This is a genomic window from Streptomyces sp. SL06 (genome assembly GCF_058244745.1).
This window is the reverse complement of sequence record NZ_JBSYOT010000002.1, coordinates 7,186,922-7,212,054: the sequence shown is the minus strand read 5'-3', so window position 1 is coordinate 7,212,054 and position 25,133 is coordinate 7,186,922. Positions and strand designations below refer to the sequence as shown.

Annotated in this window: 27 protein-coding genes, 2 pseudogenes and 1 riboswitch; of the genes and pseudogenes, 8 read left to right on the top strand and 21 right to left on the bottom strand. The window is 72.1% G+C overall.

Annotation, left to right across the window (positions count from 1 at the left end; translation table 11 throughout):
* Positions 1-73 precede the first annotated feature (73 nt).
* The 7 genes and pseudogenes from AC4IHM_RS32965 to AC4IHM_RS32935 all read right to left on the bottom strand — a co-directional run bounded on the left by AC4IHM_RS32965 (position 74) and on the right by AC4IHM_RS32935 (position 5,184).
* On the bottom strand, positions 74-457 hold the full coding sequence (locus tag AC4IHM_RS32965; protein WP_490870633.1) for a fic family toxin-antitoxin system, toxin component: 384 nt from the start codon (positions 455-457) through the stop codon (positions 74-76).
* On the bottom strand, positions 454-750 hold the full coding sequence (locus tag AC4IHM_RS32960; RefSeq protein WP_490870632.1) for a hypothetical protein: 297 nt from the start codon (positions 748-750) through the stop codon (positions 454-456). The genes AC4IHM_RS32965 and AC4IHM_RS32960 overlap by 4 nt, the downstream gene beginning before the upstream one ends.
* 62 nt (positions 751-812) lie before the next feature.
* Positions 813-1,463, bottom strand: a complete 651-nt coding sequence (locus tag AC4IHM_RS32955; RefSeq protein WP_490870631.1) for a DAK2 domain-containing protein — start codon at positions 1,461-1,463, stop codon at positions 813-815.
* On the bottom strand, positions 1,460-2,467 hold the full coding sequence (locus AC4IHM_RS32950) for a dihydroxyacetone kinase subunit DhaK (RefSeq protein WP_490870630.1): 1,008 nt from the start codon (positions 2,465-2,467) through the stop codon (positions 1,460-1,462). Before AC4IHM_RS32950 ends, AC4IHM_RS32955 begins: the two co-directional genes overlap by 4 nt.
* A 171-nt stretch (positions 2,468-2,638) precedes the next feature.
* Entirely contained in the window at positions 2,639-3,367 is a 729-nt protein-coding gene (locus AC4IHM_RS32945; protein ID WP_490871003.1) for an amino acid ABC transporter ATP-binding protein, read from the bottom strand.
* Between the two features lie 20 nt (positions 3,368-3,387).
* Positions 3,388-4,281, bottom strand: a complete 894-nt coding sequence (locus tag AC4IHM_RS32940; protein WP_490870629.1) for an amino acid ABC transporter permease — start codon at positions 4,279-4,281, stop codon at positions 3,388-3,390.
* Positions 4,278-5,184, bottom strand: a pseudogene (locus tag AC4IHM_RS32935) (ABC transporter substrate-binding protein). Before AC4IHM_RS32935 ends, AC4IHM_RS32940 begins: the two are co-directional and overlap by 4 nt.
* A 226-nt stretch (positions 5,185-5,410) precedes the next feature.
* On the opposite strand from AC4IHM_RS32935, the gene AC4IHM_RS32930 reads away from it, so the two are divergent.
* Positions 5,411-6,277 carry a sulfurtransferase gene (locus AC4IHM_RS32930; protein WP_490870628.1) on the top strand — a complete coding sequence of 289 codons (867 nt, stop codon included), beginning with the start codon at positions 5,411-5,413 and terminating at the stop codon, positions 6,275-6,277.
* 1 nt (position 6,278) lies between these two features.
* Here AC4IHM_RS32930 and AC4IHM_RS32925 read toward each other — a convergent pair whose 3' ends face one another.
* The 8 genes and pseudogenes from AC4IHM_RS32925 to AC4IHM_RS32890 all read right to left on the bottom strand — a co-directional run bounded on the left by AC4IHM_RS32925 (position 6,279) and on the right by AC4IHM_RS32890 (position 15,305).
* Positions 6,279-7,292: an aldo/keto reductase gene (locus AC4IHM_RS32925; RefSeq protein ID WP_490870627.1), complete on the bottom strand. Its 1,014-nt coding sequence runs from the start codon at positions 7,290-7,292 to the stop codon at positions 6,279-6,281.
* A gap of 30 nt (positions 7,293-7,322) precedes the next feature.
* Positions 7,323-7,481, bottom strand: a complete 159-nt coding sequence (locus AC4IHM_RS32920; protein ID WP_490870626.1) for a hypothetical protein — start codon at positions 7,479-7,481, stop codon at positions 7,323-7,325.
* Positions 7,482-7,544: 63 nt separating this feature from the next.
* Positions 7,545-8,051 (bottom strand): annotated as a pseudogene (locus tag AC4IHM_RS32915) (LLM class flavin-dependent oxidoreductase); the annotation flags it as partial.
* A 636-nt stretch (positions 8,052-8,687) separates the two neighbouring features.
* Entirely contained in the window at positions 8,688-10,160 is a 1,473-nt protein-coding gene (locus AC4IHM_RS32910; protein ID WP_490870625.1) for an NtaA/DmoA family FMN-dependent monooxygenase, read from the bottom strand.
* A 33-nt stretch (positions 10,161-10,193) separates the two neighbouring features.
* Positions 10,194-11,876, bottom strand: coding sequence for a dipeptide ABC transporter ATP-binding protein (locus AC4IHM_RS32905; protein WP_490870624.1), 1,683 nt, complete (start codon positions 11,874-11,876; stop codon positions 10,194-10,196).
* The gene (locus tag AC4IHM_RS32900) at positions 11,863-12,747 is read right to left on the bottom strand and encodes an ABC transporter permease (RefSeq protein ID WP_490870623.1); all 885 of its coding nucleotides are present in this window, start codon (positions 12,745-12,747) and stop codon (positions 11,863-11,865) included. Before AC4IHM_RS32900 ends, AC4IHM_RS32905 begins: the two co-directional genes overlap by 14 nt.
* A gap of 1 nt (position 12,748) precedes the next feature.
* Positions 12,749-13,678 carry an ABC transporter permease gene (locus tag AC4IHM_RS32895; RefSeq protein ID WP_490870622.1) on the bottom strand — a complete coding sequence of 310 codons (930 nt, stop codon included), beginning with the start codon at positions 13,676-13,678 and terminating at the stop codon, positions 12,749-12,751.
* A 4-nt stretch (positions 13,679-13,682) separates the two neighbouring features.
* Entirely contained in the window at positions 13,683-15,305 is a 1,623-nt protein-coding gene (locus tag AC4IHM_RS32890; protein ID WP_490870621.1) for an ABC transporter substrate-binding protein, read from the bottom strand.
* A 188-nt stretch (positions 15,306-15,493) separates the two neighbouring features.
* Between AC4IHM_RS32890 and AC4IHM_RS32885 the strand changes: the two genes are divergently transcribed.
* The 4 genes from AC4IHM_RS32885 to AC4IHM_RS32870 all read left to right on the top strand — a co-directional run bounded on the left by AC4IHM_RS32885 (position 15,494) and on the right by AC4IHM_RS32870 (position 17,973).
* Positions 15,494-15,946, top strand: coding sequence for a transposase (locus AC4IHM_RS32885; protein ID WP_490870620.1), 453 nt, complete (start codon positions 15,494-15,496; stop codon positions 15,944-15,946).
* Between the two features lie 9 nt (positions 15,947-15,955).
* Positions 15,956-16,390, top strand: a complete 435-nt coding sequence (locus tag AC4IHM_RS32880) for an OsmC family protein (protein WP_490870619.1) — start codon at positions 15,956-15,958, stop codon at positions 16,388-16,390.
* Positions 16,387-17,271, top strand: a complete 885-nt coding sequence (locus tag AC4IHM_RS32875) for a sulfurtransferase (RefSeq protein ID WP_490870618.1) — start codon at positions 16,387-16,389, stop codon at positions 17,269-17,271. The genes AC4IHM_RS32880 and AC4IHM_RS32875 overlap by 4 nt, the downstream gene beginning before the upstream one ends.
* A 111-nt stretch (positions 17,272-17,382) precedes the next feature.
* Complete coding sequence (locus AC4IHM_RS32870) at positions 17,383-17,973, top strand: TetR/AcrR family transcriptional regulator (RefSeq protein WP_490870617.1); 591 nt, start codon at positions 17,383-17,385, stop codon at positions 17,971-17,973.
* Positions 17,974-17,990: 17 nt separating this feature from the next.
* Here the strand turns inward: AC4IHM_RS32870 and AC4IHM_RS32865 are convergent, their stop codons facing one another.
* A complete protein-coding gene (locus AC4IHM_RS32865; RefSeq protein ID WP_490870616.1) occupies positions 17,991-19,013 on the bottom strand; it encodes an SMP-30/gluconolactonase/LRE family protein in 1,023 nt (340 codons plus the stop codon).
* Positions 19,014-19,187: 174 nt separating this feature from the next.
* On the opposite strand from AC4IHM_RS32865, the gene AC4IHM_RS32860 reads away from it, so the two are divergent.
* The gene (locus AC4IHM_RS32860) at positions 19,188-20,996 is read left to right on the top strand and encodes a flavin-containing monooxygenase (protein WP_490870615.1); all 1,809 of its coding nucleotides are present in this window, start codon (positions 19,188-19,190) and stop codon (positions 20,994-20,996) included.
* Between the two features lie 49 nt (positions 20,997-21,045).
* On the opposite strand, the gene AC4IHM_RS32855 is transcribed toward AC4IHM_RS32860, so the two are convergent.
* Positions 21,046-21,807: an SDR family NAD(P)-dependent oxidoreductase gene (locus AC4IHM_RS32855; RefSeq protein ID WP_490870614.1), complete on the bottom strand. Its 762-nt coding sequence runs from the start codon at positions 21,805-21,807 to the stop codon at positions 21,046-21,048.
* A gap of 139 nt (positions 21,808-21,946) precedes the next feature.
* On the opposite strand from AC4IHM_RS32855, the gene AC4IHM_RS32850 reads away from it, so the two are divergent.
* On the top strand, positions 21,947-22,573 hold the full coding sequence (locus AC4IHM_RS32850) for a TetR/AcrR family transcriptional regulator (protein WP_490870613.1): 627 nt from the start codon (positions 21,947-21,949) through the stop codon (positions 22,571-22,573).
* Between the two features lie 24 nt (positions 22,574-22,597).
* Here AC4IHM_RS32850 and AC4IHM_RS32845 read toward each other — a convergent pair whose 3' ends face one another.
* Positions 22,598-23,041 (bottom strand): NUDIX hydrolase, encoded by a 444-nt coding sequence (locus tag AC4IHM_RS32845; RefSeq protein WP_490870612.1) that lies wholly within the window; start codon positions 23,039-23,041, stop codon positions 22,598-22,600.
* A gap of 60 nt (positions 23,042-23,101) precedes the next feature.
* Here AC4IHM_RS32845 and AC4IHM_RS32840 point away from each other — a divergent pair, with 60 nt between their 5' ends.
* Entirely contained in the window at positions 23,102-23,689 is a 588-nt protein-coding gene (locus AC4IHM_RS32840) for a histidine phosphatase family protein (RefSeq protein WP_490870611.1), read from the top strand.
* 11 nt (positions 23,690-23,700) lie between these two features.
* Here AC4IHM_RS32840 and AC4IHM_RS32835 read toward each other — a convergent pair whose 3' ends face one another.
* From AC4IHM_RS32835 to AC4IHM_RS32825, 3 genes are all read right to left on the bottom strand, one after another.
* Positions 23,701-24,450, bottom strand: coding sequence for a CbtA family protein (locus tag AC4IHM_RS32835; protein WP_490870610.1), 750 nt, complete (start codon positions 24,448-24,450; stop codon positions 23,701-23,703).
* 20 nt (positions 24,451-24,470) lie between these two features.
* Positions 24,471-24,692, bottom strand: a complete 222-nt coding sequence (locus AC4IHM_RS32830; protein WP_490870609.1) for a CbtB domain-containing protein — start codon at positions 24,690-24,692, stop codon at positions 24,471-24,473.
* Positions 24,693-24,729: 37 nt separating this feature from the next.
* A riboswitch (cobalamin riboswitch) is annotated at positions 24,730-24,854 on the bottom strand.
* Positions 24,855-24,921: 67 nt separating this feature from the next.
* On the bottom strand, positions 24,922-25,068 hold the full coding sequence (locus tag AC4IHM_RS32825) for a hypothetical protein (protein WP_490870608.1): 147 nt from the start codon (positions 25,066-25,068) through the stop codon (positions 24,922-24,924).
* Positions 25,069-25,133 lie beyond the last annotated feature (65 nt).

Here is a 25,133-nt window from a genome sequence, read left to right as displayed (position 1 = left end):
CGCCGAGGCCGGGGCCGGGGCCCGCCGTGGCCGTTCACGGCCTGCTCGTCATGGCGCCCGGCGTCGCCGAGGGTCAGGCCACCGTCCAGGCGCGCAGTTGCCGGGCGATGCGGGCGACGCCGACGGTGCCCGAGGCCGCCTCGCGTACCAGCGCGACGGCGGCCTTGGGCGGGTAGTGGAGGGTCTGCGCGTTGAGGGCGAGGTAGGCCTCGGTCGTGTGCCAGGCGAAGGCCTCGTTCGAGTGCTCCAGGCAGGGCAGCTTCGCCAGCGTGTGCAGCAGGGCGGCGGCCTTGAGGTGCGTCGATCCGTAGATGTCACGCTCCATCGCTCGGGCGTTGACCCGGGCGACGGCCGCGTACAGCGGCCCGAAGTCGTCGACCTGCGGATCGCCGTCGAGCAGCTCGGCGGCGTGCAGCAGGAAGGTGACGCCGATCGGATGGGGTTCCTGCTCGCTCACGCGGCGTGGCCCCGCTCCTGCCGCTCGAGCTCCCGCAGCGCCTCCAGCTCGGCCGCCCGCTGCTCCGCGCCGGCGTCGATACCGCTGGGCTCGGCGGCGAAGGCCGCGCCGCTGCGTGCCATGGACGCCTTGAAGCCCGCCAGGAACCGCTGCTCCACCGCGGTCGCCCGGTCGTAGGCGGCCGAGAGGATGTACTCCTGCATGCTGACCCCCGCCTCCTTGGCGGCCGCCGCGATGGCGGCCCGCTGGGTGGGGTCGGGGAAACGCAGATTCATCGCTTTGGGATCCGACATGGCCCCTACGGTACCAGCGGTACCACCCAGGCGTCGCGGGGGCGGCCGGAACCGGGGTCGAGTCACTGGCTGTCGGCGTGCTCCGGGCCGACTTCGGGCAGGTGGTCGGCGAGTGCGCCGGGCGCGTCGCCCGCCGCCTCGGCCCGGCACCAGAACAGCAGGGCGATGCCGAGTGCGCCGGGATCCGGTGAGCCGACCGCGCGCTCCCCCACGTAGGACGCGCGGCCCATGCGGGCGCGGAGGGCCGCCGTGGCGCGGGCCCCGGCCAGCGCGGCCTCGGCCACGCCACGCGGGTCCGAGCCCGCCTCCAGGGCGTCCCTGGCCGGGGCGAGGGTGTCCACCAGGGTCCGGTCGCCGGGTTCGGCCTCGCCGACCCGCTGGATGGCGGCCAGGCCTTCCCGTACGCCGATCCGCCAGGACTCCTGCTCGTCATCCGGATGAGCGGCACGGGCGCGGGCGAGTTCCTGGAACAGCAGGCCCGTCAGCGGGCCGCTGGTGCCGCCCACCTCGTCGAGGAAGACGGCCGCGGCCACGGCGAACGGCGGTTCGGCGGGACGGTCGGCCAGGGCCGCGGTCACGCGGTCGAGCCCGTCGCACAGGTTGTCGCCGAAGTCTCCGTCGCCGGAGATCTGGTCGAGGGCGGTGAGGGTCGGGCGGGCGGTACGGGCCGCTTCGGCGAACGCGGTCAGGACGGTCCGGGCGTCGATGCTCATCGGGAGGACTCCGTTGCGGGGAAGGCCGGGGTGCGGGCGGGGGCGCTCCAGTAGGCGTGCCAGTCGTCGCGCAGGGCGGTGAGGGTGAGGGAGAAGCCGCTCATGTCCAGGGCGGGGACGAAGGTGCCGACGAGCCGGCCGGCCACGTCGATACCGCGCTCCCGCAACCGGTCCGTCACCCGGGAGTGGACCGCGTGAAGCTCCAGCAGGGTGGTCGCGCCGAGGCCGTTGACCAGGAGCAGGACGGAGCCGGTGGACCGGGGCAGGGCGGTGACGAGTCGGCCGGTCATCCGGTCGACGAGTTCCTCGAAACCCGGGTGCTCCAGGGTGTCGACGGCGCGTTCGCCGTGGATGCCGACTCCGTACTCCAGTGTTCCCTCCGTGAGCCGGAACGCCTCGCCGCCCTGCGACGGAGAGGTCTGGGCGCGGGACGCGACCGCGACGCTGCGGGAGGCGGCGGCGAACTCCGTGCCGAGTCCGGCCAGCTCGTCCAGTGCGAGACCGGTGTCGGCCGCACCGCCGAGCAGCTTCTCGACCAGTACGGTGGCGCCCGTGCCGCGGCGGCCCGTGGCCGTCTCGTCGCTCTCGGTGGCGAGGTCGTCGTCGACGAGTACGCGGCGTACCTCGATGCCTTCGGCGCGCAGTCGCTCGGCGGCGATGCCGAAGTTGATGCGGTCGCCGGTGTAGTTCTTGACTATGTGGAGGACGCCGTCCTTCCCGGCGACGTCCCGGGACGCTTCGAAGAGCTGCCGGTTGTGCGGGGAGGCGAAGATCCGGCCCGGTACGGCGGCGTCCAGCATGCCGGAGCCGACGAAGCCGGTGTGCAGGGGTTCGTGTCCGGACCCGCCGCCGGAGACAAGGCCCACGCGGCGGTCCGGGTGGCGCTCCCGGGCGGCGACGTAGAGCGGGTCCTCGTTGAGCCGCAGCAGGTCGGGGTGGGCGAGCACCAGGCCGTTCAGGGCGTGCTCGACGGCGTGGTCGGAGGGAAGGAAGAGAAGGTTCACGAGACCTGGCTCCTTTCGGGACCTTCGGAGCGTTGCTCGGCGGTCACCATTTCCATGGTGGCGTTCGCTTCGCCTCGGCGCAGGCGGGAGAGGGCCGCGGCACCCGGAGATCCCGGACGCCACGGCCTGCGCCGTACGGGTGACCGCCGGATCAGGGCCGTCGGAAGGTTTTCAGAGCCGGCCGTCCTCCGTGACCCGGCGCAGGAAGCTCCGGGTGCGCTCGCGCTCCGGGTGGGCGAAGATCCGCTCGGCGGTTCCGCGCTCGTGGACCACGCCGTTTTCCAGGAAGCACACCTGGTCGGCGACATCTCTCGCGAAGGTCATCTCGTGCGTGGCCAGCACCATGGTCATGCCCTCGTCCTTCAGGTCCCGCACCACGGCGAGGACCTCCCCCACCAGCTCGGGATCGAGGGCGGCGGTGATCTCGTCCAGGAGCAGGAGGCGGGGGCGTACCGCCAGCGCCCGGATGATGGCGACGCGCTGCTGCTGGCCGCCGCTGAGCCGGTCGGGGTACTCGGCGGCCCTGGAGCCGAGACCGAGCCGTTCGAGCAGCTCGCGGGCGTGCGCCTCGGCCTGCGCGCGGGACACTCCGTGGACCCGGCGCGGGGCGAGGGTGATGTTCTCCAGCACGGTCATGTGCGGGAAGAGGTTGTACGACTGGAAGACGACGCCGATGCGCCGTCGTACCGCGTCCTGGTCGGTCCGCGGGTCGGTGATCTCCTCGCCGTCCAGCCAGATCGCGCCGTCGTCGATCTCCTCCAGCAGATTGGCGCAGCGCAGCAGGGTCGACTTGCCCGACCCGGAGGCGCCGATCAGGGCGGTGACCGTGTGCGGGGCGACCTCGAGGGCCACGTCTCTCAGGACCACGTGCTGTCCGAAGGTCTTGCGGACCGCTTCCATGCGCAGGACGGGTGTGCCGCTCACGGGGTGCCTCCCTGGGCCCGGCGCCGGTCCGTGCGCGCGGTGACCCAGTCGGTGAACCGGGTCATGGGGATGGTCAGCGCGACGAAGACGAGCCCGGCCACGATGTACGGCGTGTAGTTGAGACTGCGGCCCACGATGATGTCGGCGGCGCGCACCGCGTCGACCGCGCCGCCGATCGACACCAGTCCGGTGTCCTTCTGGAGGGACACCAGGTCGTTGAGGAGCGGCGGGACCTGGCGCCGGACCGCCTGGGGCAGGACCACGTGGCGCAGGGTCTGCCGGTTGGTGAGCCCCAGGGAGCGGGCGGCGGCCCGCTGCGAGGGGTGGACGGACTGGATGCCGGCCCGGAACACCTCGGCGACGTAGGCCGAGTACGTGAGTGTCAGCGCGGTGCCGCCGAGCAGGACGGGGTCGACGCTCACGCCCTGGAGGCGCAGGGCGGGCACGCCCAGGACGACGATCATCAGGTTGATGATGAGCGGCAGTCCGCGGAAGAAGTCCGTGTAGGCGGCGGCCAGCGCGCGCACCGGGAAGAAGACCGGTCCGGGCAGGGTCCGGGCGACGGCGATGAGCAGCCCGAGGACCAGGACGGCCGCGCCGCAGACCAGCAGCAGCCGGACGTTGAGCCACAGTCCCTCCAGGACCAGCGGCAGCGCCTCGCGGGCGTACCCGGCGTCGAAGAAGGTCTCGCGGGTACGGGGCCAGCCCGGCGCGTTGACGACCACCAGGTACAGCACGGCGCCCGTCACGAGGGTCGACAGCGCGGCGACCGCCGTGGCGCGCCGCGTGCGGGCGCGCCGGTGGCGTTCCCGGTCCAGGCGGCGCGGCGACGGCACGTAGCCGTCGCCGTCCGCGCCGTCCCGGCCGGGCTTCTCCTGGGTCACCGTCACTTCAGCACCGGCGCGTCGACGGCGTCGGAGAGCCACCGCTTCTCGATCCCGGCCAGGGTGCCGTCCTCGCGCAACGCGTCCACCGCCGCCGACACGCACGCGGTGAGCCTGCTGCCCTTGTCGAGGACGAGTCCGAACTGCTCGGGGGCGCCGCCCCGGTTCTCGAACTGGCCGACGATCTCGGCGTCCGTCACCTCGGCGGCGGTGATGTAGAAGGCGGTGGGCAGGTCCACCACGATGGCGTCGACCTGTCCGTTGCTGAGTGCCGACTTGGCCTGGTCGTTCTTGGCGAAGGCGGCGGCGGCGCGCTCGGGCCGCACGAACGTCCTGGATGAATTCCAGGCTGGTCGTGCCGACCTGGGCGCCGAGCTTGACGCCCTTCAGACCGGCGACGCCGGTGGCCTTCGCCGCCCGGGAGCCCTTGAGCGCGACGACGGCCTGCCGAACGTCGTAGTAGCCGGAGGAGAAGTCGACCGCCTTCTTGCGCTCGTCGCTCACGGACACCTGGTTGATGTCGAAGTCGAAGGTCTTCTCCCCCGGTGCGAACGCCTTGTTGAAGGGCACCGTCTGCCACACGACGTCGTCCTCGCCGAAGCCGAGCCGCTCGGCGACGGCGTAGGCGGTGGCCGACTCGAAGCCCTGGCCGCTCGCGGGGTCGTCGTCCTTGAACCAGGGCTCGTAGGCGGGCGCGTCGGTCGCGATCGTCAGCCTGCCCGCGGTCCGTGTCGCCAACTCGCCCCTGGCGCAGCTGTCCTGTCCGGCGGAGGGCGAGGACCCGGCGGAGGAGTCGTCCTGCGGCTGCGGGGCGCAGCCCACCGCCACGGCGCACAGGGCGAGGGCCGCGACGCGTCGAAGTGCACGGGTACCGCGGACAGTTCCGGGGGTCTTGAGGGCGACATCCATCCCGGGAGATTTACCCTGCGGGCTGTCGTTTGTCGAGATCGTTCCGGTGCCGGTCCGCATACCGAGAACCGTGTTGCGGTCTCATGAACATCCGCTGCGGCAGGGCGCCTCCGGACCCGACCCGTCTCTCGCTACAAGCCCGTAGTAAATGCTTAATAGAAAGTACGCAGCGCTACATCACCGTGCGGGTAGTTTTACAACACCGAGAAGCGGAGGAGTGCCTGAGATGCGCCCAGTTTCCACCGATGATGTCGTAATTTCCGCGACCGAACTCTTTACCGCGCTACATAACGACTCGACGGTCACCGTTCTTGAGATCGGCCGGGAAGAGGAGGGAGGCGACGAGGCCCGGCGGGCCTATCTGGCGGGGCACATACCCGGCGCGCGGTATGTGGCCCTCGACGTGGACCTGGTCGGTTTGGCGGCCGAGGGGTCCGGTGGCGGTCCGCTCCCCGACGCGGACGCGCTTCAGGAGCGGCTGCGCCTTTGGGGTGTGGACGACGGCACCACGGTCGTCGTCCACACCCGGCAGAACCCCGCCGTCGCCACCCGGGCCTGGTGGGTGCTGCGCTGGGCCGGGGTGCGGGACGTGCGCTATCTGAACGGGGGCCTGGCGGCGTGGCTCTCGGCCGGCGGAGCGCTCGGCACGGAGGTTCCGCCCGCGGGTGCCGGCACGGCCGTCGTACGGTCCGGCTCGCTGCCCGTGCTGGACGCCGAGGACGCCGGACGGCTCGCGGCCTCGGGCCATCTGGTCGACGCGCGCGGCACGGCGGCCTACACCGGCGATCCGCGGCGGACGGGGACCGGCCACATCCCCGGCGCGCACAGCGTCCCCGGCACGGAGAACTTCACCGGGGGGACGCTGCACGGCGCGGCCCGGCTGAGGGAGCTGTACGCCGCGCACCTGGACGGGCGCGAGGTCGGCGCGTACTGCGGCAGCGGGGTGTCGGCGACGGCGACCGTGCTGGCGCTCGCCTCGCTCGGGGTGCGGGCGGCGCTGTACCCGGGCTCCTGGTCCGCCTGGATCACCGATCCCGCGCGGCCGGCCGTGACCGGGCCCCGGCCCGGTGCGCCCGCGTCGCCGGGGCGGTAGGTCATCCCCGGTCGACCACACCGGGGCCGCCCGACAGGTCCCCGGTGAACAGGCCGCGCAGTTCGGCCTCCTCCTCGGCGGTGGGGGCCCAGCGGGAGGCGAGGACGTTCTCGTCGAGCTGCGCGGGCACGGTGACGCCCGCGATGACACTGGTGACCGTCGGCTGGGCGAGCAGCCAGCCGAGGGCCGCCGCGGCGGGGGTGATGCCACGGTCGCGCGCGAACTGTTCGAACTTCGCCAGTGCCGCCCACGGCGCCGAGCGCAGCAGATACCGCTTCAGGTTGGTGATCTTCGCGTCGGCGGGTGCGCGGTCCGCCGCGTACTTGCCGGTGAGCAGCCCGTTCTGCAGCGGGAAGTACGGGATGAAGCCGAGGCCGTACCGGTCCAGTGCCGGGATCAGCTCCTCCTCCGGCCCGCGCCACAGGAGGCTGTACTCGTCGGTCGTGGAGACGAAGCGGGTGAGCCGGCGCGACCTTGCGGTGTGCTCCGCCTCGACGATCTGCCACGCCTTGAAGTTGGAAGCGCCGATGTAGCGGACCTTTCCCGATCGCACCAGCGTGTCGAGGGCCGACAGGGTCTCCTCGACCGGGGTGAGGGGGTCGGGGAAGTGGATCTGGTAGAGGTCGATGTAGTCGGTGCCGAGGCGTCTCAGGGACTCCTCGACGGCGGCGAGGATGTACTTGCGCGAGCCCGGCCGGGTGTAGGCGGCGCCGCGTTCCCGGCTCAGGCTGCCGCCGAACTTGGTGCCGATGACGACCTGTTCGCGGCGGCCGGCGAGCGCGGCGGCGAACAGTTCCTCGCTCTGTCCGGGCCTGTCGCCGTATCCCTCGGCGAGGTCGAAGTAGGTGACGCCGAGGTCGATGGCACGGTCGACGATCGCGGTGACCGCCTCCTGGCCGGCCGCGCGCATGCCCGACCGGCCGAAGGTGCTGGCGCCGATGCCGATCTCGGACAGGACCAGGCCCGAGGAGCCGAGCCGGCGGTGTCCGTCGGGGATGTGGAGTGCAGGGGGCACGGGGCTCCTCGGTGTGGTGGGTCGGACGTGTCAGCGGGTGTCGTCGGTGTCGAGCAGGCCCTGGAGCGTGCCGGCCTCGTACTCGGTGCGGAAGATGCCCCGGCGGCGCAGCTCCGGGACGACCGTGTCGACGAAGAGGTCGGCGGGGCCGCGGTGGTAGGGCGGGAAGAGCTGGACGCCGTCGAGCACCTCCTCCTCCAGGTTCTCCTCCAGCCAGTCGGCGACGGCCCGCGCGTCGCCGACGACGGCGGGCTGCTGTGCGTGGCGGGAGCGCTGGACGTAGTGGTACAGCTCGCGCAGAGTGGCGTCCTCGCCGATCTGGGTGGTGAGGATGTGCCGCAGCAGTTCCCGGTCGTCCTCGGTGTGGCGGACCCGGTCGCTGAGCAGTGGCCGCAGCGCGTCGGCGGCGACCTTGTCGATGTCGACGAGGTCGAGGACGCGTTCGCTGTCGCGGACCCGCGACAGGTCGATGCCGAGGGCCCGGGAGAACGCGGCCGGGATCGCCTGGGTGAGCTGGAGGGCGTTGATCTCGTTGAACTTGGCGCGGGCCTCCCGGACAGTGCCCCCGAGGTGGAAGGTGATGCCTGGGATGATCTTGAACTTCTCGGGGTCGCGCCCGTTGGCCGCGACCCGTTCCTTGAGCTTGCGGTACTCCTCCTTCCCTCGGCTGATGCCGAAGTACGGCGAGAACCTGAGCTGGGCGAAGTCGGCGCCGTAGCGCAGGGATTCCTCGGACAGGCCGACCTGGACGACGGGGATGTGGGACTGGACGGGCGGCGGGACGTTCAGCGGGCCGCGGACGTTCGAAGTGTGCGCCGTGGTGGTCGATCGGGTGCCAGGAGCCGGGGCGGATCAGGGTGGATCCGGCCTTGTCGTCGAGCAGGAAGTCGGCGTCCCAGCTCTCGTAGAGCAGCCGGTTGACGACCTCGGTGAACTCCCGGGCGCGGGCGTACTTGGTCTCCTGCGTCGGCACCGGGTTCTTGCCGTAGTTGCCGATCGGGTCGCCGTCGCGGTCGATGCCGAAGACGACGTTGAGGGCGGTGCGTCCCTGGTTGAAGCGGTCCAGGGTCGCGAGCTGCCGGGCGATGGCGTAGGGGTGCTCGAAGGAGGAGTTGACCGACATCACGAACCCGAGGTTCTCCGTGATCGCGGCGGCGTGGCCGGCGTAGACGAAGTTGTCCCAGCGGAAGACGCGGTTGAGGCGGTCGGGTTCGCTGCCGAGGGCGCTGCCGGCGAAGACGTAGTCCAGCGTGCCGCGTTCGGCGGTGCGTGCGATGTCGAGGATGACGCGGGGGTCGTCGAGGCCGGAGTTGGTGGCCTCCGGAAGACGCCAGGCGTCCAGGTCCCAGCCGGTGCCGTAGGCGGCCAGGCCCAGGCGGAGTTTGCGTCGGCCGCTCATGCGGTTCGTTCCTCCACGTCGGTCACGGGGTCGGCCGCGGCGAAGGTGTTCGGGGGAACGTCCAGTCCGAAGTGGCCGCGGAAGGTGTCGGCGGTGTACTCGGTGCGGTACACGCCGCGTTCCTGGAGGATCGGGACCACCTCGTCCGCGAAGCGCCGCAGCGGCTCCCAGAGGTGGGGCACGCTGACGTTGAAGCCCTCGGCGGCGCCGCGCTCGAACCAGTCGACGAGGGTGTCGGCGACATGCTCGGCCGTGCCGATCACGAGCGGGAAGTTGCCCGCGATGGCGGCGCCGAGGAGGTCCCTGACCCGGACGCCGGCGTTGTCCACGGTGCGTCCGGTGCGGTCGGCGAGCGCGGTCAGCAGCCCGCGGCCGTAGGCGTTGAACCGGTCGGCGGTGTCCGGCTTGACCGTGCCGTCGATGCCGAGCGGCCGCAGGTCGACGCCGGTCCGCTCGGACAGCGAGCGGACGCTGCGCACGCCCCTGGGCAGCCCGCCCCGGGGCGACCCGGCGATCCGGGCCCACTCGGGCCCCGACCAGTACGACTCCTCCTGGTCGCCCTCGACGATGTCGTCGTCGTAGGGCAGCAGGGTGTTCAGCTCCTCGTAGCGCTCGACGGCCTCGGCCCGGGTGTCCGCGATGAGCGGTGTGATGCCGGGCAGGAAGAAGATCGGGTCCACGCGGCCCCGGAGGCGTTCGGCCCGCCGTCGGACGTCGGTGTTGAACGCGATCGACTCCTCGGGGGTCGCCGGGCCGGTGAAGTTGATGTCGGCCCACTTCGCGGTCAGTTCCCGGGACAGCTCGGAGGCGCCGGCGTACAGCAGCGGGACGTGGCCCTGCGGCGGACGCTCCAGCGGCAGGGTGCCGGCGACCTGGAAGTGCCTGCCCTCCCAGTCGAGCCGGTGGACCTTGCTGTCGTCGATGTAGCGTCCGTTCTTCTTGTCCTGGAGGTAGGCGCCCTCCTCGATGCTGTCCCACAGCCGCTGGACGACGTGGATGAACTCGTCCGCGCGCTCGTAGCGGCCGGCGCCGCCGAGGTCCGGCAGGCTGAAGTTGCGGGCGGCGAGGTCGGAGGCGCCGAGGACGACGTTCCAGGCGAGCCGTCCGCCGCTGAGGTGGTCGAGGGAGGCGGTGAGCCGGGCCAGGATGTACGGCTCGTAGAACGTCGGGTGCGCCGTCACGACGAGCCCGATCTTCGAGGAGTTCAGGGCGAGTTGAGAGCCGAGGGTGAACGGCTCCAGGCGTCCGGTGTTGTGGGTGGTGATCCACTGCTCGCCGACGATGTCGCCCGGGAGGGTGTCCCCGAGGAAGAAGAAGTCGAACTTGGCGTCCTCGACGATCCGTAGCGCCCTGGTGGCGTACTCCAGCTCGAACGCCTCGGCCGTGGGCGCGTCCGGGTGCCGCCAGCCGCCCCAGTGGGTGCCGTTGAGCCAGTGCATGTAGCCCAGGTGGAGCTGTCGCTCGGGCATCATGTGTTCCTTTCTGTTGCGAAGCCGCGGGGCCTACGAGGGGACGGCCGAGCCGGCCGGGACGGCTCGGCCGGCTCCGGGGATCGACGCGAGCAGTTGTCTGACGTAGTCGGTCCGCGGCTCGGTGAGGACGTCCAGGGCGGGGCCGCGCTCGACGATGTGCCCGCGGTGCAGGACGACGATCTCGTCGGACACCTCGGCGATGACGCCGAGGTCGTGGGAGATGAAGACGTAGGTCAGCGCCAGTTCGCGCTGGAGCGAGTCGAGCAGGCGGAGGATCTGGCGCTGCACGGTCACGTCGAGCGCGGAGACCGGCTCGTCGAGGACGACGACGTCCGGCCGGGGTGCCAGGGCGCGGGCGATGGCCACCCGCTGCCGCTGGCCGCCGGAGAGTTCCGCCGTGTACCGGTCGGCGACCGACGCGGGCAGGCCGGTGACCTCCAGCAGTTCGGTGATCCGGCGGGCGCGTTCCTCGGCCGTCCCGTAGCGGTGGCCCCGCAGGGGTTCGTCGAGGATGGCGCGGACCGTGGAGCGCGGGTTCAGTGAGGCGAAGGGGTCCTGGTAGACCATCTGCACCTTGCGGTAGAGGCCGGCCTGCCCGGCTCCCCGGCGGTGGTGGACGACCGGTTCGCCGTCGATCTCGGCCGAGCCGGTGTCCGCCGGGGTCAGCCCGGCGAGGATCCGCACCAGCGTGGTCTTGCCGGAGCCGGATTCGCCGACGATGCCGAGTGTGGTCCCCCTGCGCACCCGGAAGGACGCGTCGGCCAGCGCGGTGACCGGCTCCGCGCCCCGGCCGGCGGCGAAGGTCTTGCCGACCCCCTTGGCCTCGACCGTCACGGGGGCGTCGGCGGGCACGGTCCTGGAGTACTCCAGCCGGGCACTGGCGGCCCGCCGGCCGGAGAACCCCAGCGAGGACGAGCGCAGCAGTTCCTCCGTGTACGCGTCGCCCGGGTCGGCGACCACCTCCGCGGTCGGTCCGGCGCGCACGATCCGCCCGTCCTTGACCACGGCGATGTCGTCGGCCCGCTCGGCGGCCACCCCGAGGTCGTGGGTGATCAGCAGGATGCCGAGGTCTTCGGTCTCCACGAGGCTCGACAGCAGGTCCAGGATGGTCTTCTGCACGGTGACGTTGAGCGCGGTCGTCGGCTCGTCGGCGATCAGCAGCCGGGGCCGGGTGCTCATCGCGGCGGCGATCAGCACGCGCTGGCACATCCCGCCGGACAGTTCGTGCGGGTAGCGGCCGTACAGCCGCGCGGGGTCGCGCAGTCCGACCTCGGCGAAGAGGTCGAGGACGCGTTCGCGGCGTTCCGCGCGTGAGCCGAGCCCGTGGGCGCGCAGGGGTTCGGCGGCCTGGACGCCGACGGGCAGCAGGGGGTTGAGCCCGAGCAGCGCGTCCTGGGGGATGTAGCCGATCTCCTTGCCGCGCACGGCCCGGTAGCGCCGCTCGGAGAGCCTGGTGAGCGTGCGGCCGTCGAGGGCGACCTCTCCGCCGGTGACCCGGCCGTTCTCGGCGAGGGTGCCGGTGACGACCCGGCCGAGGGTGGACTTGCCCGAGCCGGACTCGCCGACGACGGCCCGGACCGAACCGGCCGCGACGTCCAGGCCGACCCCGTCGAGCACGCGGGTCGCGGCGCGGCCGGGCAGCGCGAACTCGACGCTCACGTCGTGTACGCGCAGCAGCACGGTGTTCTTCCGGTCGGTGTCAGGCGACGACACGGGTCCTCCCTCGGTTGAACGACCTGCCGATGCGGTAGACCGCGAGCACACTGAGCACGATGACCAGTCCGGGCAGCAGGCTCAGCCACCACTGGACGCCGATGAACGTGCGCCCCTCGGCCACCAGAAGGCCCCACTCGGGCGTCGGCGGGGGCGCGCCGAGGCCGAGGAAACTGAGCGCGGCGACGGTGAGGATTGCCGTGCCGATGTCCATGGTCGCGGCGGCCAGCACCGACCGGGACGCGTTGGGCACGACGTGTTTGAACAGCCGGCGCACATAGCCGTGCCCGGCGAAGACCGAGGCCTCGACGTACTTGGCGTTGCTCACCCTGAGCACCTCGGACCGCATCAGACGGGCGAAGCCGGCGGTGCTGTTGATGCCGATGGCGACGGCGATGTTGAGGGTGCCGCGGCCCAGCGCCGAGATGATGGCGAGCGAGACGATCAGGCTGGGCACCGCCAGCATGATGTCGACGACGCGCATCAGGACGACGTCGGTCCAGCCGCGCAGCGCGCCCGCGGCGAGGCCGATCAGGGAGCCGCTCACCAGGCCGATGGTCACGGCGATGACCGCCGCCTGGAGGGAGAGCCGGGTGCCGTACACGGTGCGGGTGAGCTGGTCGCGGCCGAAGTCGTCGGTGCCGAACAGGTGGTCGGCGCTCGGCGCCAGCAGCATGCTGGACGCGTCCTGCCGCAGCGGGTCGCCGGGGACGAACAGCGCGGGGTGGACCGCGGCGAGCAGGATCACGCCGATCCACAGGTACGCCAGCAGCAGTCCGGGTGAGCGGAGCAGTGCGGCGAGCCGCCCGCGCGAGGGCCGTGGGCGGGTGGACGGCGGCGTGGCCGTCCCGGCTTCGAGAGTGGTCGTCATGTCATCCGTCCCATCGGATCCGCTTGTCGAGCAGCGGGTAGACCGCGTCGACGACGAGGTTGACGACGACGAAGACGACCGCGCTGATCGTGACGGCGACCAGGACGACGGGCATGTCGCGGCCGTTCACGGCGTCGACCACGAGGCGGCCCACGCCGAGCCGGGAGAACACCGTCTCCGTGAGTACCGTCCCGCCGACCATCACGCCGACGGTGGTGCCCAGCGAGGTGACGACCGGCAGCGCGGCGTTGCGCAGGGCGTGCCGGACCACGACGTCGAAGCGGCTGAGTCCCCAGTTGCGGGCGGTCTCGATGTACGGCGAGGTCAGCGCGGCGCGGAGATTGGCCGTCAGCAGTTGGGAGATGCTGCCGCCGCCGGCGACCGCGAGGGCCGCCGAGGCGACGAGCAGTCCGCCGAAGCTCTGGTCGCTGACCGCCTTGATCCAGCCCAGTTGGAAGGCGAACACCTGGAGCAGGACCAGTCCGACCAGGAAGGGCGGCAGCGACACCGCGACGGGCGGCAGCGAGATGAGCAGTTCGCGCGCCCACTTCCAGTCGGTCAGCTCGATGACCACCGACAGGGTGACGCCGAGCACGACGGCGAGGAGCAGTCCGAGGAAGGCGAGCTTCAGCGTCTCGGGGAAGGACTCGAAGTAAACGTCCACCGCGGCCCGGCGCTGGTAGACGCTCTGCCCGAAGTCCCCTTGCAGGGCCCGGGTCAGGGCGTCCCAGTACTGCGTCCACACCGGGCGGTCCAGGCCGAGCAGTTCGCGCTGCTCGGCCAGGAGCCGTTCGACGTCGGCGCCGTCGGCGCCGACCGTGAGGCCGCCCGCCGCGTCACCGGGGACGACGTAGAGCAGGAAGAACGCTCCGGTGAAGGCTCCCCACACCACGATCGCGCCGTACAGGAGCCGAAGTCCGTATCGTGCCATCGCTCTACTGCTTCGTCAGCCAGGCGTTGATCAGGTACTGGTCGAGGCCGACGGGCTCGATGTCGTGCAGCCGGGGCGAGTAGGCCCAGATGTCGACGTCGTTGGAGACCGGGACCTCGTACGCCTGCTCCACGAGGATGCGGGAGGCCTGGTCGACCAGCTTCTGCCGCTCGCCCGGGTCGATCGTCTGGTTCTGCTTCTCCAGGAGCCGGTCGAGTTCCCGGCCCGTGCGGTCCCCGTCGGCGATGAAGCTGCGGTTGGAGCCGCTCGTCGTGCCGTAGTTGGCCCGCAGGACGTCCGGGTCGGGCGAGGAGGCGTACCAGTAGGCGATGTCGTACTCGCCGCTGAGCAGTTTCTCGTTGGCCTCCGCGTCCAGTGGCGGGTCGAGGACCAGCTCGATGCCGAGCTTCTTCCACTGGTCCTGGAGCACCTGCCAGCCGGCGTCGTCCTGCGGGGCGCGCAGCGACAGCCGCTTGCCGTCGGCGTTGACGCGGATGCCGTCGGCGCCGGTCTTCTTCCAGCCGGCCTGCTCCAGCAGCCTCTTGGCCTTCTTCGGGTCGTACTTCAGCAGTTCGCTCTGGTCGGAGTAGTAGGGGTTGTCCTTGCTCAGCGGGCCGGTCGCGGGCTGGTCCACGCCGCCGGAGTCGATCTTGACGAACTCGTCGCGGTCGACGCCGATCTGGAGTGCCTGGCGGACCCGCACGTCCTTGAGGAACTGCGACGAGGTGTTGAGCGGGAGTTCGGTGCCGGTGGCGGGGTTGAGTGTCTTGGATATCGTCAGTCCGGCGCCTTCGAGCTGGGAGACGTACTTGGCGTTGACCCAGTAGACGAACTGGAGTTCGTTGCCGCCGATGACCGCGCCGTTGCGGACCGAGTCCTCGGGGATGATCTTGTAGACGGCCTCGTCGAGATAGGCCGCGCCCCGGTGCTCGAAGTACTCGGGCGCCCAGTCGTAGTCCTCGCGCTTCTTCAGCACGATGCGCTGGTTGGGGACGTACTCCTTCAGGTAGAACGGGCCCGAGCCGTCCAGCCACTTCTGCCGCTTCTCCACCGGAAGGGCGGCCGTCTTCGCCGAGACGATGCCGACGTAGGCGCGCGAGAGGGAGGTCAGGAAGGCGGCGTTCGGTTCGGCGAACTCGACGGTGACCCTGTGCTCGGAGGGCGTCTCTATCCTGCTGATGCCCTGCACGATGGTCTTGGCGCTGGAGTGGATGCCCGGCCGGTTCAGGCTCTCCAGGTTGGCCTTGACGACCTGCGCGGTGAGTTTCGTGCCGTCGTGGAAGGTCACGTCGTCACGGAGGTCGAAGGAGTACGTGCGTGCGTCGTCGCTCACCGTCCACTTGGTGGCGAGCCACGGCTCGACCTTCTTCGTCTCGGGGTTGTAGAAGACCAGCGAGTCGGCGAGGGCGCGGGCGACCGTGCGCCAGACCTGGTTGACGACCGCGGAGTCGACTCCGCCCGGGTCGGCGCTGAGGCCGATGTTGAGCGTGCCGCCGTAGCGGTCCTTCTTGGCCACGTCGGCCCCGGTGTCACCCTGCCCGCCCTGGCCCGAGCAGGCGGCGGTTGCGAGAAGCGTCAGCGCGGCGCCCACTGCGGCGAGCCAGCGCCACGGGCCTGAACTGGACACGAGTTGTTGTTCCTCTCCGTCGGCTCAAGGGTGAGCGGGTAGCGCTACGTACCCGCATGGCCACCTCGGCGGCGATACTGCGGTGATACATAAACTGAGTGCGACTACCTCGTAGCCGATATGTTGGCACGAGAGCGCTTGAAGTATCGTGTCAGCAGTGTTGCAGTCTCCTGAACGGGGAAACCGGCGTGGTGTTCGACAGGAAGTACAGCGACGAGGTCCGGCAGCGCGCGGTCGAGCGGGTGCTGGAGCGGCGGCGCGAGGAACCCGAGAACCGCTCGATCGTCCGGGAGGTCGCCGAGGAGTTCGAGGTCGGCCCGCAGTCGCTCCGCAAGTGGCTGACGCGCTACGACGACGGCAGTTACGACTACGACGGCGACCCGGCCGACGGTCATGGCGACGGCTGGGAGCCGCGCACCGCCCCCGCCACCGGCCGCCGGCCCACCGCCAAGCCCGCAGGTCAGCGGGAACTGCTCGCCAGGATCGAGGAGTTGGAGCATCAAATCGCCGTCCTGCGGGAGGACAACCGGTCACTGACCCGGGTCGTGTCGCTGCTGGCCGACCAGTTGCGCACGGCCACCACGGGCGGGGGCGCTGTCCAGAGTCCGGACTCCGCGGGCCTTCAGCCGCCGCGTGCCTAGAATTTTCCGGTGAGCGACAAAGTGACCGTGGTCAGCAATCTGCACGGCCGGACCACCGAGGTCCGGGGCCGTTACACCATCGCCGGGGCGGGATTCGAGATCGTGTCGGACGGCTCGGTGCGCAGCGGCGGGCCGGGCGAGGAGGCCGGCTCGCTCGACCTGCTCGTCGCGTCCCTCGTCTCCTGTGCGCTCAACGCCTTCCGGCACGACTACCTGGAGAGCGGCCGGCCCGAGCGGCAGGTCGAGATCTTCGCCCGGATCGAGCGCAGGATCGAGGGCGACTTCCTGGGCACGCTCATCATGGAGTGCTTCATCGACGGCGTCGACCACGTCACGGCCGAGGAACTCGTCGCCGAGTACAAGAAGCGGTGCCGCATCTACAACGCCCTCAAGGAGAGCCTTCCGGTGGTCTTCGTGCCGCATCCCTCGGGAGCGCCGCAGTGAGCGCGGCCGGCGGCTCTCCTCTGGTCGGCGCGACGGCGGCGTACGCCCGGCGGGCGGACACCGTCTTCGTCGAGGTGGCGCCCTGGCGGACGATGGCCCCGGGCCCCGACCCGATCACGGGGAGCGTGCCCGACGCGGTCCGTACCTCCGTCAGGTCCGACTTCGCCGGCCTTCCGACGGCCGACAGCGGTCACCTCCCCCTGCCGCGGTGCGGCGCCGTGCACGCGGCGCTGCTGGCGCACGGTGTCGGACCCGCCGACGACCTGGTGCTCTACACCCGCCGTGTCGAGGAGCTGTCCTCGGCGGCGCGCGCGTGGTTCGTCCTCACCTGGGCCGGCTTCCGTTCGGTACGGATCCTGGACGGCGGTCTGCCCGCCTGGGTCCGGGCGGGCGGTCCGACGGGCCCGCCCCGCGCGCCGGGGCCGGCCGTCTCCCCGAGCGCGTCGAGCCCGCCCGCCGAAGGCGGCCCGCGCGTCCTGCGGGCCGCCGACATCCCGGAGATCGCCCGTTACGGCACGTTGCTCGACTCGCGTCCCGCCGGCTCGTACAACGGAACGCCCGGCGATCCTCGTACCGGTCACATCCCGCACGCCGTGCACGCCCACTCGGCCGAACTGACCGCCCCCGACGGGCTGCTGCTCTCCCCCGTGGAGCTGCGGAAGTGGTTCCTGTCCCGGCGCGCGATCGGCGCCCACGAGGTCGGCGCGTACTGCGGCGGCGGAGTCTCCAGCGCGCTGCTGGTGTTCGCCGGCGCCCTGGTGGGCCAGCCCATCGGCCTGTACGTGGACTCGTGGTCGGCCTGGGTGCGCGACGCGTCCCGGCCCGTCGAACAGGGCCGGGCCCCGACCCGCTCGGCGGCCGTGGACAACGACTGCGTCTGAACGGCACGGGAGCCGGGCGGACGGAGCCGCGTGTTTGCCCGACGGCCGCGGCGCCGCCGTCCGCCGCCCGGCTCCGGATCGGTCTCGGGGCCGGCCCGATACGCTCACGGGGTGACGCAGCAACCCGCGCCCGACATGCGGCGGCCCGCGAGCGGCGGGTCCAAGGCCGCCGCCCGTAACCGTGCCGCCCTCATCACCGCCGCCCGAGAGGTCTACTCGGAACACGGGCTGGACGCGCCGCTGTCCGCGATCGCGCGCCGTGCCGGGGTCGGACAGGGCGTGCTGTACCGGCACTTCCCCGACCGGGCCGCCGTGGCGAGCGCGGTGCTGGAGGAGAACGTGCGTCAGGTCGAGCGGGCGGCGGACGAAAGCACCTGCCTGGCCGAGGTTCTCGGCGTCCTGACCTGGCATCTGAGGGAGTCGGCGGCCTTCATCGGCGTTCTGCACGCGGACAGCGCGGGCAGCGGCCCGGCCGTCCCCGCGTACGCGCGGCCACTGTCCCGGCGGGTCGAACGCGCCCTGCGCCGGCATCTGAGACGGGGGCATCCGCTCGCCGCCGAGCCCGGCGATCTCATGATCGCCGTCGGCATGGTCTCCGGGGCCGTCACCGGCCACACCCGCGAGCACCGGGAACGCCGGGCACGGGCGGCCTGGCGGCTCCTCGGTGTCGAGGTGGGGCCTGTGCGGCCGTTCGAAGACTGACGCGCCCGGCGCGCAGGTCAGCCGCCGTTGGACTGCCGGGTGCCCTTCGCCAGGGCGTCGAAGGCGTACAGGTAGCCTCCGTCCGGTCCGCTGACGGTCATGTAGGCCCGGGTCCCGCCGGGCGTGATGGCCACGTTGGTCGCCGATTCCAGTCCGGCGGCGGCACGGGCCGGTACCTCCACGGTGGCCAGGCGCTCACCGTTCTTGCTGTACACCGCCATCGCGGGCCGGCCGTGCAGCCCCTGGTAGAGGTTGCCGTCGGCGTCCACCGCGATCGAGTCGGTCTGCGCGATTCCGCCGTCGACCCGGATGGCGGTGTGCCGCGAGGACACGGAGCCCTTCCCGTCGAGGAGGAGGTAGGAGACGCGGTTCTGCGTCAACTCGCTGAACCACAGCCCGCGGTAGTCCGCGTCGAAGGAGATGCCGTTCGGCGCGGCGAGGCCGTCCACCAGGACGGTGGCCTCCTTGCCCGAGCGGTCCACGCGCACGATGCGGCCCTTCGCCTCGCCCTCGGACATGCCGCGCGAGTCGCTGACGTAGAGGTTGCCCTCCCGGTCGAAGGCGAGGTCGTCCGGGTTCATCGGCGCGCCGTCGACCTCGCCGGAGAAGAAGGTCCGCGCGTCACCGCCGTCCGGAGCCAGGCTGACGACGGCGCCGCCGGCGAAGTCGGTCAGGTAGATCCGCCCGTCGTACGGGCTGAACTGGGCCGAGGTGTAGGCGCCGTGGTCGTCGGTGTAGATCCCCTGCGACGTCTTCTCGCGGAGATCCACGCGCAGCACCTTCGGCTCGCCGGCCGGGGCGGTGACGTCGACGACGAGCAGCTTGCCCTCCTTGTCGAAGGTCGGTCCCTCCAGCAGGGTCATCCCGGTCTGCTCGTGCGCCGTCGTGAGGCGCACGACCTGCTGCGCGCGCAGGGTCCGGTCCCCCGCGCCGGTCCCCGCCCGCGCGCGGTCGCCGGCCGGCTGTGTGCCGCACCCCGCGAGGGCCAGCACACCGATCGTGGCGAGCCCGGCCAGCGGCCGGCTCGGGAGTCGTCGCATCTGAATCACTTTTCCTGCCCGAAAGTATGCGGAAGCAACCTGCGTACCAACCGGACATCACTGTCCGGTTGTTGTTACCGTAGTGCACGGCTGATCAAGTCCGCCTGCTCCCCGCCCAGTTCACGGGCGAGATGGCCCCTTTGCGGACAACCGGAAGGATTGAGGTCCCCCCACATGGCACATTCACAAGAGCTGACGCCCGCGGCGCTCGCCGAACTCAGGGAGCGTTACCGGACCGAGCGCGAGCGACGAGTGCGCCCCGACGGCGTCCGGCAGTATCTCGGCGCCGACGCCGAGTTCGCCTACTACGCCGACGACCCCTACACCGACGCGGCGGCCGAGCGTGAGCCGGTGCGGGACAGGGTGGACGTCGCGGTGGTCGGCGGCGGATTCGGCGGGCTCCTCGCGGGGGCGCGGCTGCGCATGCAGGGGATCGGGCGCGTGCGTGTCATCGAGAAGGGCGGTGACTTCGGGGGAACCTGGTACTGGAACCGGTACCCCGGCATCCACTGCGACATCGAGTCGCACGTGTATCTGCCGCTGCTCGACGAGACCGGTTACGTGCCGGAGTGGAAGTACGCGCCCGGTGAGGAGATCCGCCGGCACGCGGTGCGCATCGCCGAGAAGTTCGACCTCTGCTCCGACGCCCTGTTCTCCACCGCGGTCACGTCGCTGTCCTGGGACGACACGTCCGAGGTGTGGGTCGTCACGACCGACCGGGGCGACGAGTTCCGGGCCACGTACGTCGTCACGGCCACCGGCACCCTGACCGAGCTGAAACTGCCCGGCATCCCCGGCATCGAGGAGTTCGAGGGCCACACCTTCCACACCTCGCGCTGGGACTACGCCTACACCGGCGGCACCGCGGACGGCGGTCTCACCGGCCTCGCCGACAAGCGGGTCGGCGTCGTGGGCACCGGCGCCACCGGCATCCAGGTCGTCCCGAAGCTGGCCGAGGACGCCGGGCATCTCTACGTCTTCCAGCGCACCCCCTCCACCGTGGACGTGCGCGCCAACCGCCGCACCACCGCCCGGGACGTTGGCGCCGACCACCACGGCTGGGCGAGCGAGCGCCGGGACAACTTCCTGCGCATCGTCTCCGGCGAGACCGTCGAGGACGACCTCGTCGCGGACCGGTGGACCACTTCGGCCGGCCTGCTCGAGAAGCTCCTGCCGAGCTTTCGCCGGCAGGGCGACCGGGCGGCCTTCGAGGCGGCCTACGAGGTCGCGGACGCCGCCAAGATGAACGAGATCCGCGCGCGCGTCGAGGAGGTCGTCACGGACCCGGAGACGGCGGAGAAGCTCAAGCCCTGGTACCGGTACGCGTGCAAGCGGCCGACCTTCTCCGACCTGTACCTCCAGGCGTTCAACCGGGACAACGTCACCCTCGTCGACACCGCCGACACCCACGGCATCGAGCGGATGACCGCGCACGGCGTCGTGGTCGGCGGCACCGAGTACCCGCTGGACTGCCTGGTCTTCGCCACCGGGTTCTCCGTCGGGGTCTCCGGCATCCGCTCGGGCCGGCTGCCCGTGCGCGGTCGGGGCGGCGAGGTGTTGCAGGAGGCATGGGCCGAGCGGGGCCCGCGTACGCTGCACGGCTTCACCAGCAACGGCTTCCCCAACCTGATCCAGTTGGGCGGGATGCAGAGCGCCAGCAGCGTCAACTACACACACGTGCTGGACGAACACGCCGTCCACGCCGCGGCGCTGGTCGCCGCCGCCGAGGCCCGGGGCAGCCTCGTCGAACCCTCCCGCGAGGCCGAGGACGCCTGGATCGCCGTGCTGGGCGAAGGCGCCCCCGACCACGAGTGGTTCCACGCCGAGTGCACCCCCGGCTACTACAACGCCGAGGGCCGCGGCCGGCCGAACGGCCCCACCGCCTATCCGCACGGCGCCGTCGCCTTCCACGAACTCCTCGGGCGCTGGCGGGCCGAGTCCCTGGACGAGGTCCTCCGGCCGAGGACTCCCGCCCAGGCCTGAACGGGCGGTCGCCCAGCAAGGCGGCGGTGTGGTCCGCGGACGCGCGCGGTCAGACCGCGGACCAGCCGTCGTCGACCGGCAGGATCGCACCGTTGATGTTGCTCGCGGCCTCCGAGGCCAGGAACAGGATCGCCGCGGCCTGCTCCTCGGGCCGGGCCACCCGGCCGAGGTTCACGAAGTGCGGGCCGAGTGCCGCCGGGCCGTGCGCGGTCCGGTCGGCGTCCACCGTGATGGCGGTCGCGGTGCCGCCCGGACAGATGGCGTTGGCGCGGATGCCGCTCTTGCGGTACATCACCGCCAGCGACTTCGTCAGCCCCACCACGCCGTGCTTGGACGCCGTGTACGCGGCGCCCGCGGCGCTGCCGCGCAGGGAGGCCTCCGAGGCGGTGTTCACGATGGCGCCGCGCCCCGCGGCCAGCATGTGCGGCAGTACGGCGCGGGTCAGGAGGAAGGGTGCGGTGAGGTTGACCCGCAGGACCCGCTCCCACTCGGCGTCGCTCACGTCGGCCGGCGCCGACATGCTGTCCATGATCCCGGCGTTGTTCACCAGAACGTCCACGCCGCCGAAGCGCTCCACCGCCGTCGCCGTCACCCGGTCCACGACGGCCTGTTCGCTCAGGTCGCCCGGGACGGCCACCGCGGTGCCGCCGGCCTCCTCGATCTCCTTGACGACGCTGTCGGCGCCCTCGGCGTTCAGGTCCGCCACCACGACGCGGTCGCCCTGCCCGGCGAAGGCCAGCGCCGCCGCGCGGCCTATGCCCGACCCCCCTCCGGTGACGATCACGCTGCGCTGGTTCTCGCCGTCGGTCATGAAGGACTCCGTCCGGATGCATGTCGGTGCGGCGGACCGGTGTCGCGCCGCGCCAGCACCCTACAACTTTCTGTCCTTCAGTGACATAAAGTCCGGGTGGAGAATGGCCGGGACACCGATCGGCGGCACGGAGGGGCAGATGAGCGCAGCCCGCGGACGGACGGGGCGGCCACCGCTGACCCCGGAGCGCAAGGCCGCCGTCCGGCTGGAGATCGCCCACGCGGCGGTCGGCCTGTTCACCGCCCAGGGCGTCGCGGCGACCACGGGCGAGCAGATCGGTCGGGCGGTCGGTGTCTCGGCACGGACGGTCTGGCGCTACTTCCCCACCAAGGAGAGCTGCATACGGCCGCTGTTCTCGGCCGGCATCGACGCGATCGCCGCCGCGCTGCGGCAGTGGGAACCTGGCCGTCCGCTCCAGGACGCCTTCGAGCCCCTGTGGGCCACCGCCGACCTGACCGGACCGGACATCGGCGCCCTGCTGCGGCTGACCCGGACCGAGCCGGGCCTGCGCGCGGTCTGGTTGCAGACCCACGACGAGGCGGAACCGGCCTTCGCGCGCGCCCTCGCCGAGCGCGCCGGACTGCCCGCCGACGACGTACGGCCGGCCATCCGGGCCGCCATGCTCAACGCCGCCCTGCGCGCGGCCGTGGAGCACCACGCCTACCGGGCGGCCGAGGCGGGCGCCGGTCCCGGTAGCGCCAGGGCCGAGATGGTGGGCGCCCTGCGCACCGCGGTGGCCCTCGCGGTGGCCGGAATCGACGACTGACCTCACCGGCCGGCTCCGGTTCGCTCACGACGCCAGAACGCCGCGCCGTCCCAGCATCGGCAGTACGTGGTCGGTGAGCGCGGGAGCGAGCCGGACGCCGTGCTCACCTCCGGTGATCCAGCGCAGGCCGGCCAACTCGGCGGCGGGCCTGGGGGCCTGGTCGATCGCGGTCTCGAAGACCGTCAGCCTCATGGGCACGCCTTCCAGTGCCGCCGTGGCCTCGACGACGGCGAGCTGCCGGGGTGCCACGGGCCGGACCCCGAGTTCCTCGTCCAGTTCCCGGGCCAGTGCCTCCAGCGGCGCCTCTTCGCCGTCGGGCTTGCCGCCGGGCAGATAGAAGATCTCGGGAGCCGCCTTCTTGCTCACCACCAGGAGGCCCCCGGCCTCCACGACGACCGCCGCCACCACGATCAGCGGCCCTGTCCCGCCGGGGCCCCGGCCGCCGCCGGCTGCGTACTCCTGTGCCATACGCTGTCCTTTCTCTCGCCGTCGGCCGCACACTCGTCAAGGAGCAGGAGGCACCGCCGCGTGACCAGCAGAGTCGTTCTCATCTCGCCGGCGACGAGCCGGTCGCTGCGGCAGGCCCGCTTCGACGACGGCGGGCCGCTCGACGACGCGGGGGCCGCTCGGGCGCGCGCGGCGGCCGGCTCGCTGCCCCGGGCCGGCCGTGCGGTCGTCTCCCCGGAAAGTGTGCGGTGTCGCGAGACGGCCGTGGCTCTGGGGCTGGGTGGTGAGGACGAGCCGGCACTGGGGCCCCTGGACGTGGGCCGGTGGCGGGGCCTGACCCTCGACGAGGTCGCCGCCCGCGAGCCGGAGGCGATGACCCGCTGGCTCACCGACCCGGCCTGCGCACCGCACGGTGGGGAGTCCGTCCGGGACCTGTGTGCTCGGGCGGCCCGGTGGCTCGACGCCGCGCGGACGGACGGGCGCACGCACGCCGTGGTCGAGCCCGAGGTCGTGCGTGCGGCCGTCGTCCACGCGCTGGGGTTGCCCGCCACGGCCTTCTGGCGGCTGGATGTGCCGCCCCTGACGGCGACGGAGCTGACCGGCAGGTCCGGACGGTGGAATCTGCGGCTGGGGCGCCCGCTGGAGGCGCCGGAGAGCCCTCGTGCATGAACGCGGGGCGGTCAGCCGGGAGCCGTCGCCGGGGCCGCGACGGCGGACCTGGGGTTCAGCAGCCGCTCGGCCAGGTCGCCGAAGAGGAGGCCGAAGCCGCCCCACAGGGTGACCTGCATGGCCAGCGCGGAGAGCCGGAACCGCCACAGGACCGTGGCCGGGAAGTCGCTCGGCACCTCGTTGACGGCCGGCAGGAGCGCGTACGCCACGCCGATCACGACGCCGAACGCGGCCACCGCCGCGACGGTGGCGTACCAGGTGCCGAGCTTCGGGGCGAGCCGCTTGCCGAGGATGGCCGCGGCCACCGCGAGCAGAACCCCGAGCACCATCATCAGGAAGTACAGGGTGGTCCGCCTGCCGATGGTGTCGGCGTCACCGACGGCCGGCGGGTTGGCCGGGTACTTGAGGAACGGCACGACGTAGACGGCGAGCAGGGCGCAGCCGGACAGCAGCAGCGCGGTGGCCCGCGGGGTGAGGCGGCCGACGCGGCCGAGGGCGAAGCAGTGGGCGAGGGCGGCGATGCCGCCGAAGGCGACCCCGTAGACCAGGACACCGGTGGCCAGGCCCGCGGTGGACTGAAGGCTCCGGGAGACGAGTTCGGCCTCGTGTTCGTGGGCGTGGGCGTGGGCCTCCTCGAAGCCGATCGCCCGGTCGACGTTCGGCTCACCGAGGAAGTAGGCGACGACCAGCGCGAGTACACCCGCGCCCAGGCCCGCGAGCATGCCCCGCACGAGCAGGTTGCGCACCGTGGTGGAGTTCATGAGGATGTCGGCTCCCGGCGTCAGTGGCAGGGGAAGCCGAGCAGGTGGCGGGCGTCGTGCACCCACTCGTGGACGTCCTCGCCGGAGACGAGGGCGGTGGCACCCTGTTCGGCACCGACGAAGTACAGCAGGACCAGCATCAGGACGCCGAAGAAGACCGCCCACGGAACGATGGCGCCGATCGGCAGTTTGGCGGGCAGGGCGGGGCTGGTGGCGGTCGGCGGGGCGACATGCTGCGCCATGGCGGGGGCCTCCTCCGGGAGTTCGCGTCCCATTTCGGTGGTGCACATGACGACGGCTACGGGTCTGACTCGCCGCCCCCGTTGTGAAGGGGCCGGCACACAGTGGCGCGACCGCGCCGGATTCCCACCGGCTTCCGTCCTGCCGTCGTCGATTCGGAGCAACCGTACCCCTCGGCCCGTACATGACCAATACCGCGCCGAGGGGCGAGGATCCGCTCTCACCGAATGCTTACTCGTGGCGGAACCCGGGTGGCCGCTTGTCGCCGCAGGCCAGGGCGCACGCGCCGGGCACGCCCGCGCCGGGGACGGTGCGGCCCGATTGACGCGGCACGTCGCCGTGGGCGAGCATCCCCGCGGAGGGAGGGACGGCCGTCACCCACGCCGTCGCCACCTCGGCCGTCCGGTCGGCGCGGCGCGGCGCACCTCGTGGTGTGTGAGCGG

Bases quoted from the DNA above. Each gene is read 5' to 3' on its own strand.
- AC4IHM_RS32855 (WP_490870614.1), bottom strand. From the start codon at position 21,807: ATGACCGACGGCGAGAACCAGCGCAGCGTGATCGTCACCGGAGGGGGG.
- AC4IHM_RS32860 (WP_490870615.1), top strand. From the start codon at position 19,188: ATGGCACATTCACAAGAGCTGACGCCCGCGGCGCTCGCCGAACTCAGG.
- AC4IHM_RS32945 (WP_490871003.1), bottom strand. From the start codon at position 3,367: ATGGAAGCGGTCCGCAAGACCTTCGGACAGCACGTGGTCCTGAGAGAC.
- AC4IHM_RS32830 (WP_490870609.1), bottom strand. From the start codon at position 24,692: ATGGCGCAGCATGTCGCCCCGCCGACCGCCACCAGCCCCGCCCTGCCC.
- AC4IHM_RS32960 (WP_490870632.1), bottom strand. From the start codon at position 750: ATGTCGGATCCCAAAGCGATGAATCTGCGTTTCCCCGACCCCACCCAG.
- AC4IHM_RS32930 (WP_490870628.1), top strand. From the start codon at position 5,411: ATGCGCCCAGTTTCCACCGATGATGTCGTAATTTCCGCGACCGAACTC.
- AC4IHM_RS32865 (WP_490870616.1), bottom strand. From the start codon at position 19,013: ATGCGACGACTCCCGAGCCGGCCGCTGGCCGGGCTCGCCACGATCGGT.
- AC4IHM_RS32910 (WP_490870625.1), bottom strand. From the start codon at position 10,160: ATGCCCGAGCGACAGCTCCACCTGGGCTACATGCACTGGCTCAACGGC.
- AC4IHM_RS32845 (WP_490870612.1), bottom strand. From the start codon at position 23,041: ATGGCACAGGAGTACGCAGCCGGCGGCGGCCGGGGCCCCGGCGGGACA.
- AC4IHM_RS32850 (WP_490870613.1), top strand. From the start codon at position 21,947: ATGAGCGCAGCCCGCGGACGGACGGGGCGGCCACCGCTGACCCCGGAG.
- AC4IHM_RS32835 (WP_490870610.1), bottom strand. From the start codon at position 24,450: ATGAACTCCACCACGGTGCGCAACCTGCTCGTGCGGGGCATGCTCGCG.
- AC4IHM_RS32900 (WP_490870623.1), bottom strand. From the start codon at position 12,747: ATGACGACCACTCTCGAAGCCGGGACGGCCACGCCGCCGTCCACCCGC.
- AC4IHM_RS32955 (WP_490870631.1), bottom strand. From the start codon at position 1,463: ATGAGCATCGACGCCCGGACCGTCCTGACCGCGTTCGCCGAAGCGGCC.
- AC4IHM_RS32895 (WP_490870622.1), bottom strand. From the start codon at position 13,678: ATGGCACGATACGGACTTCGGCTCCTGTACGGCGCGATCGTGGTGTGG.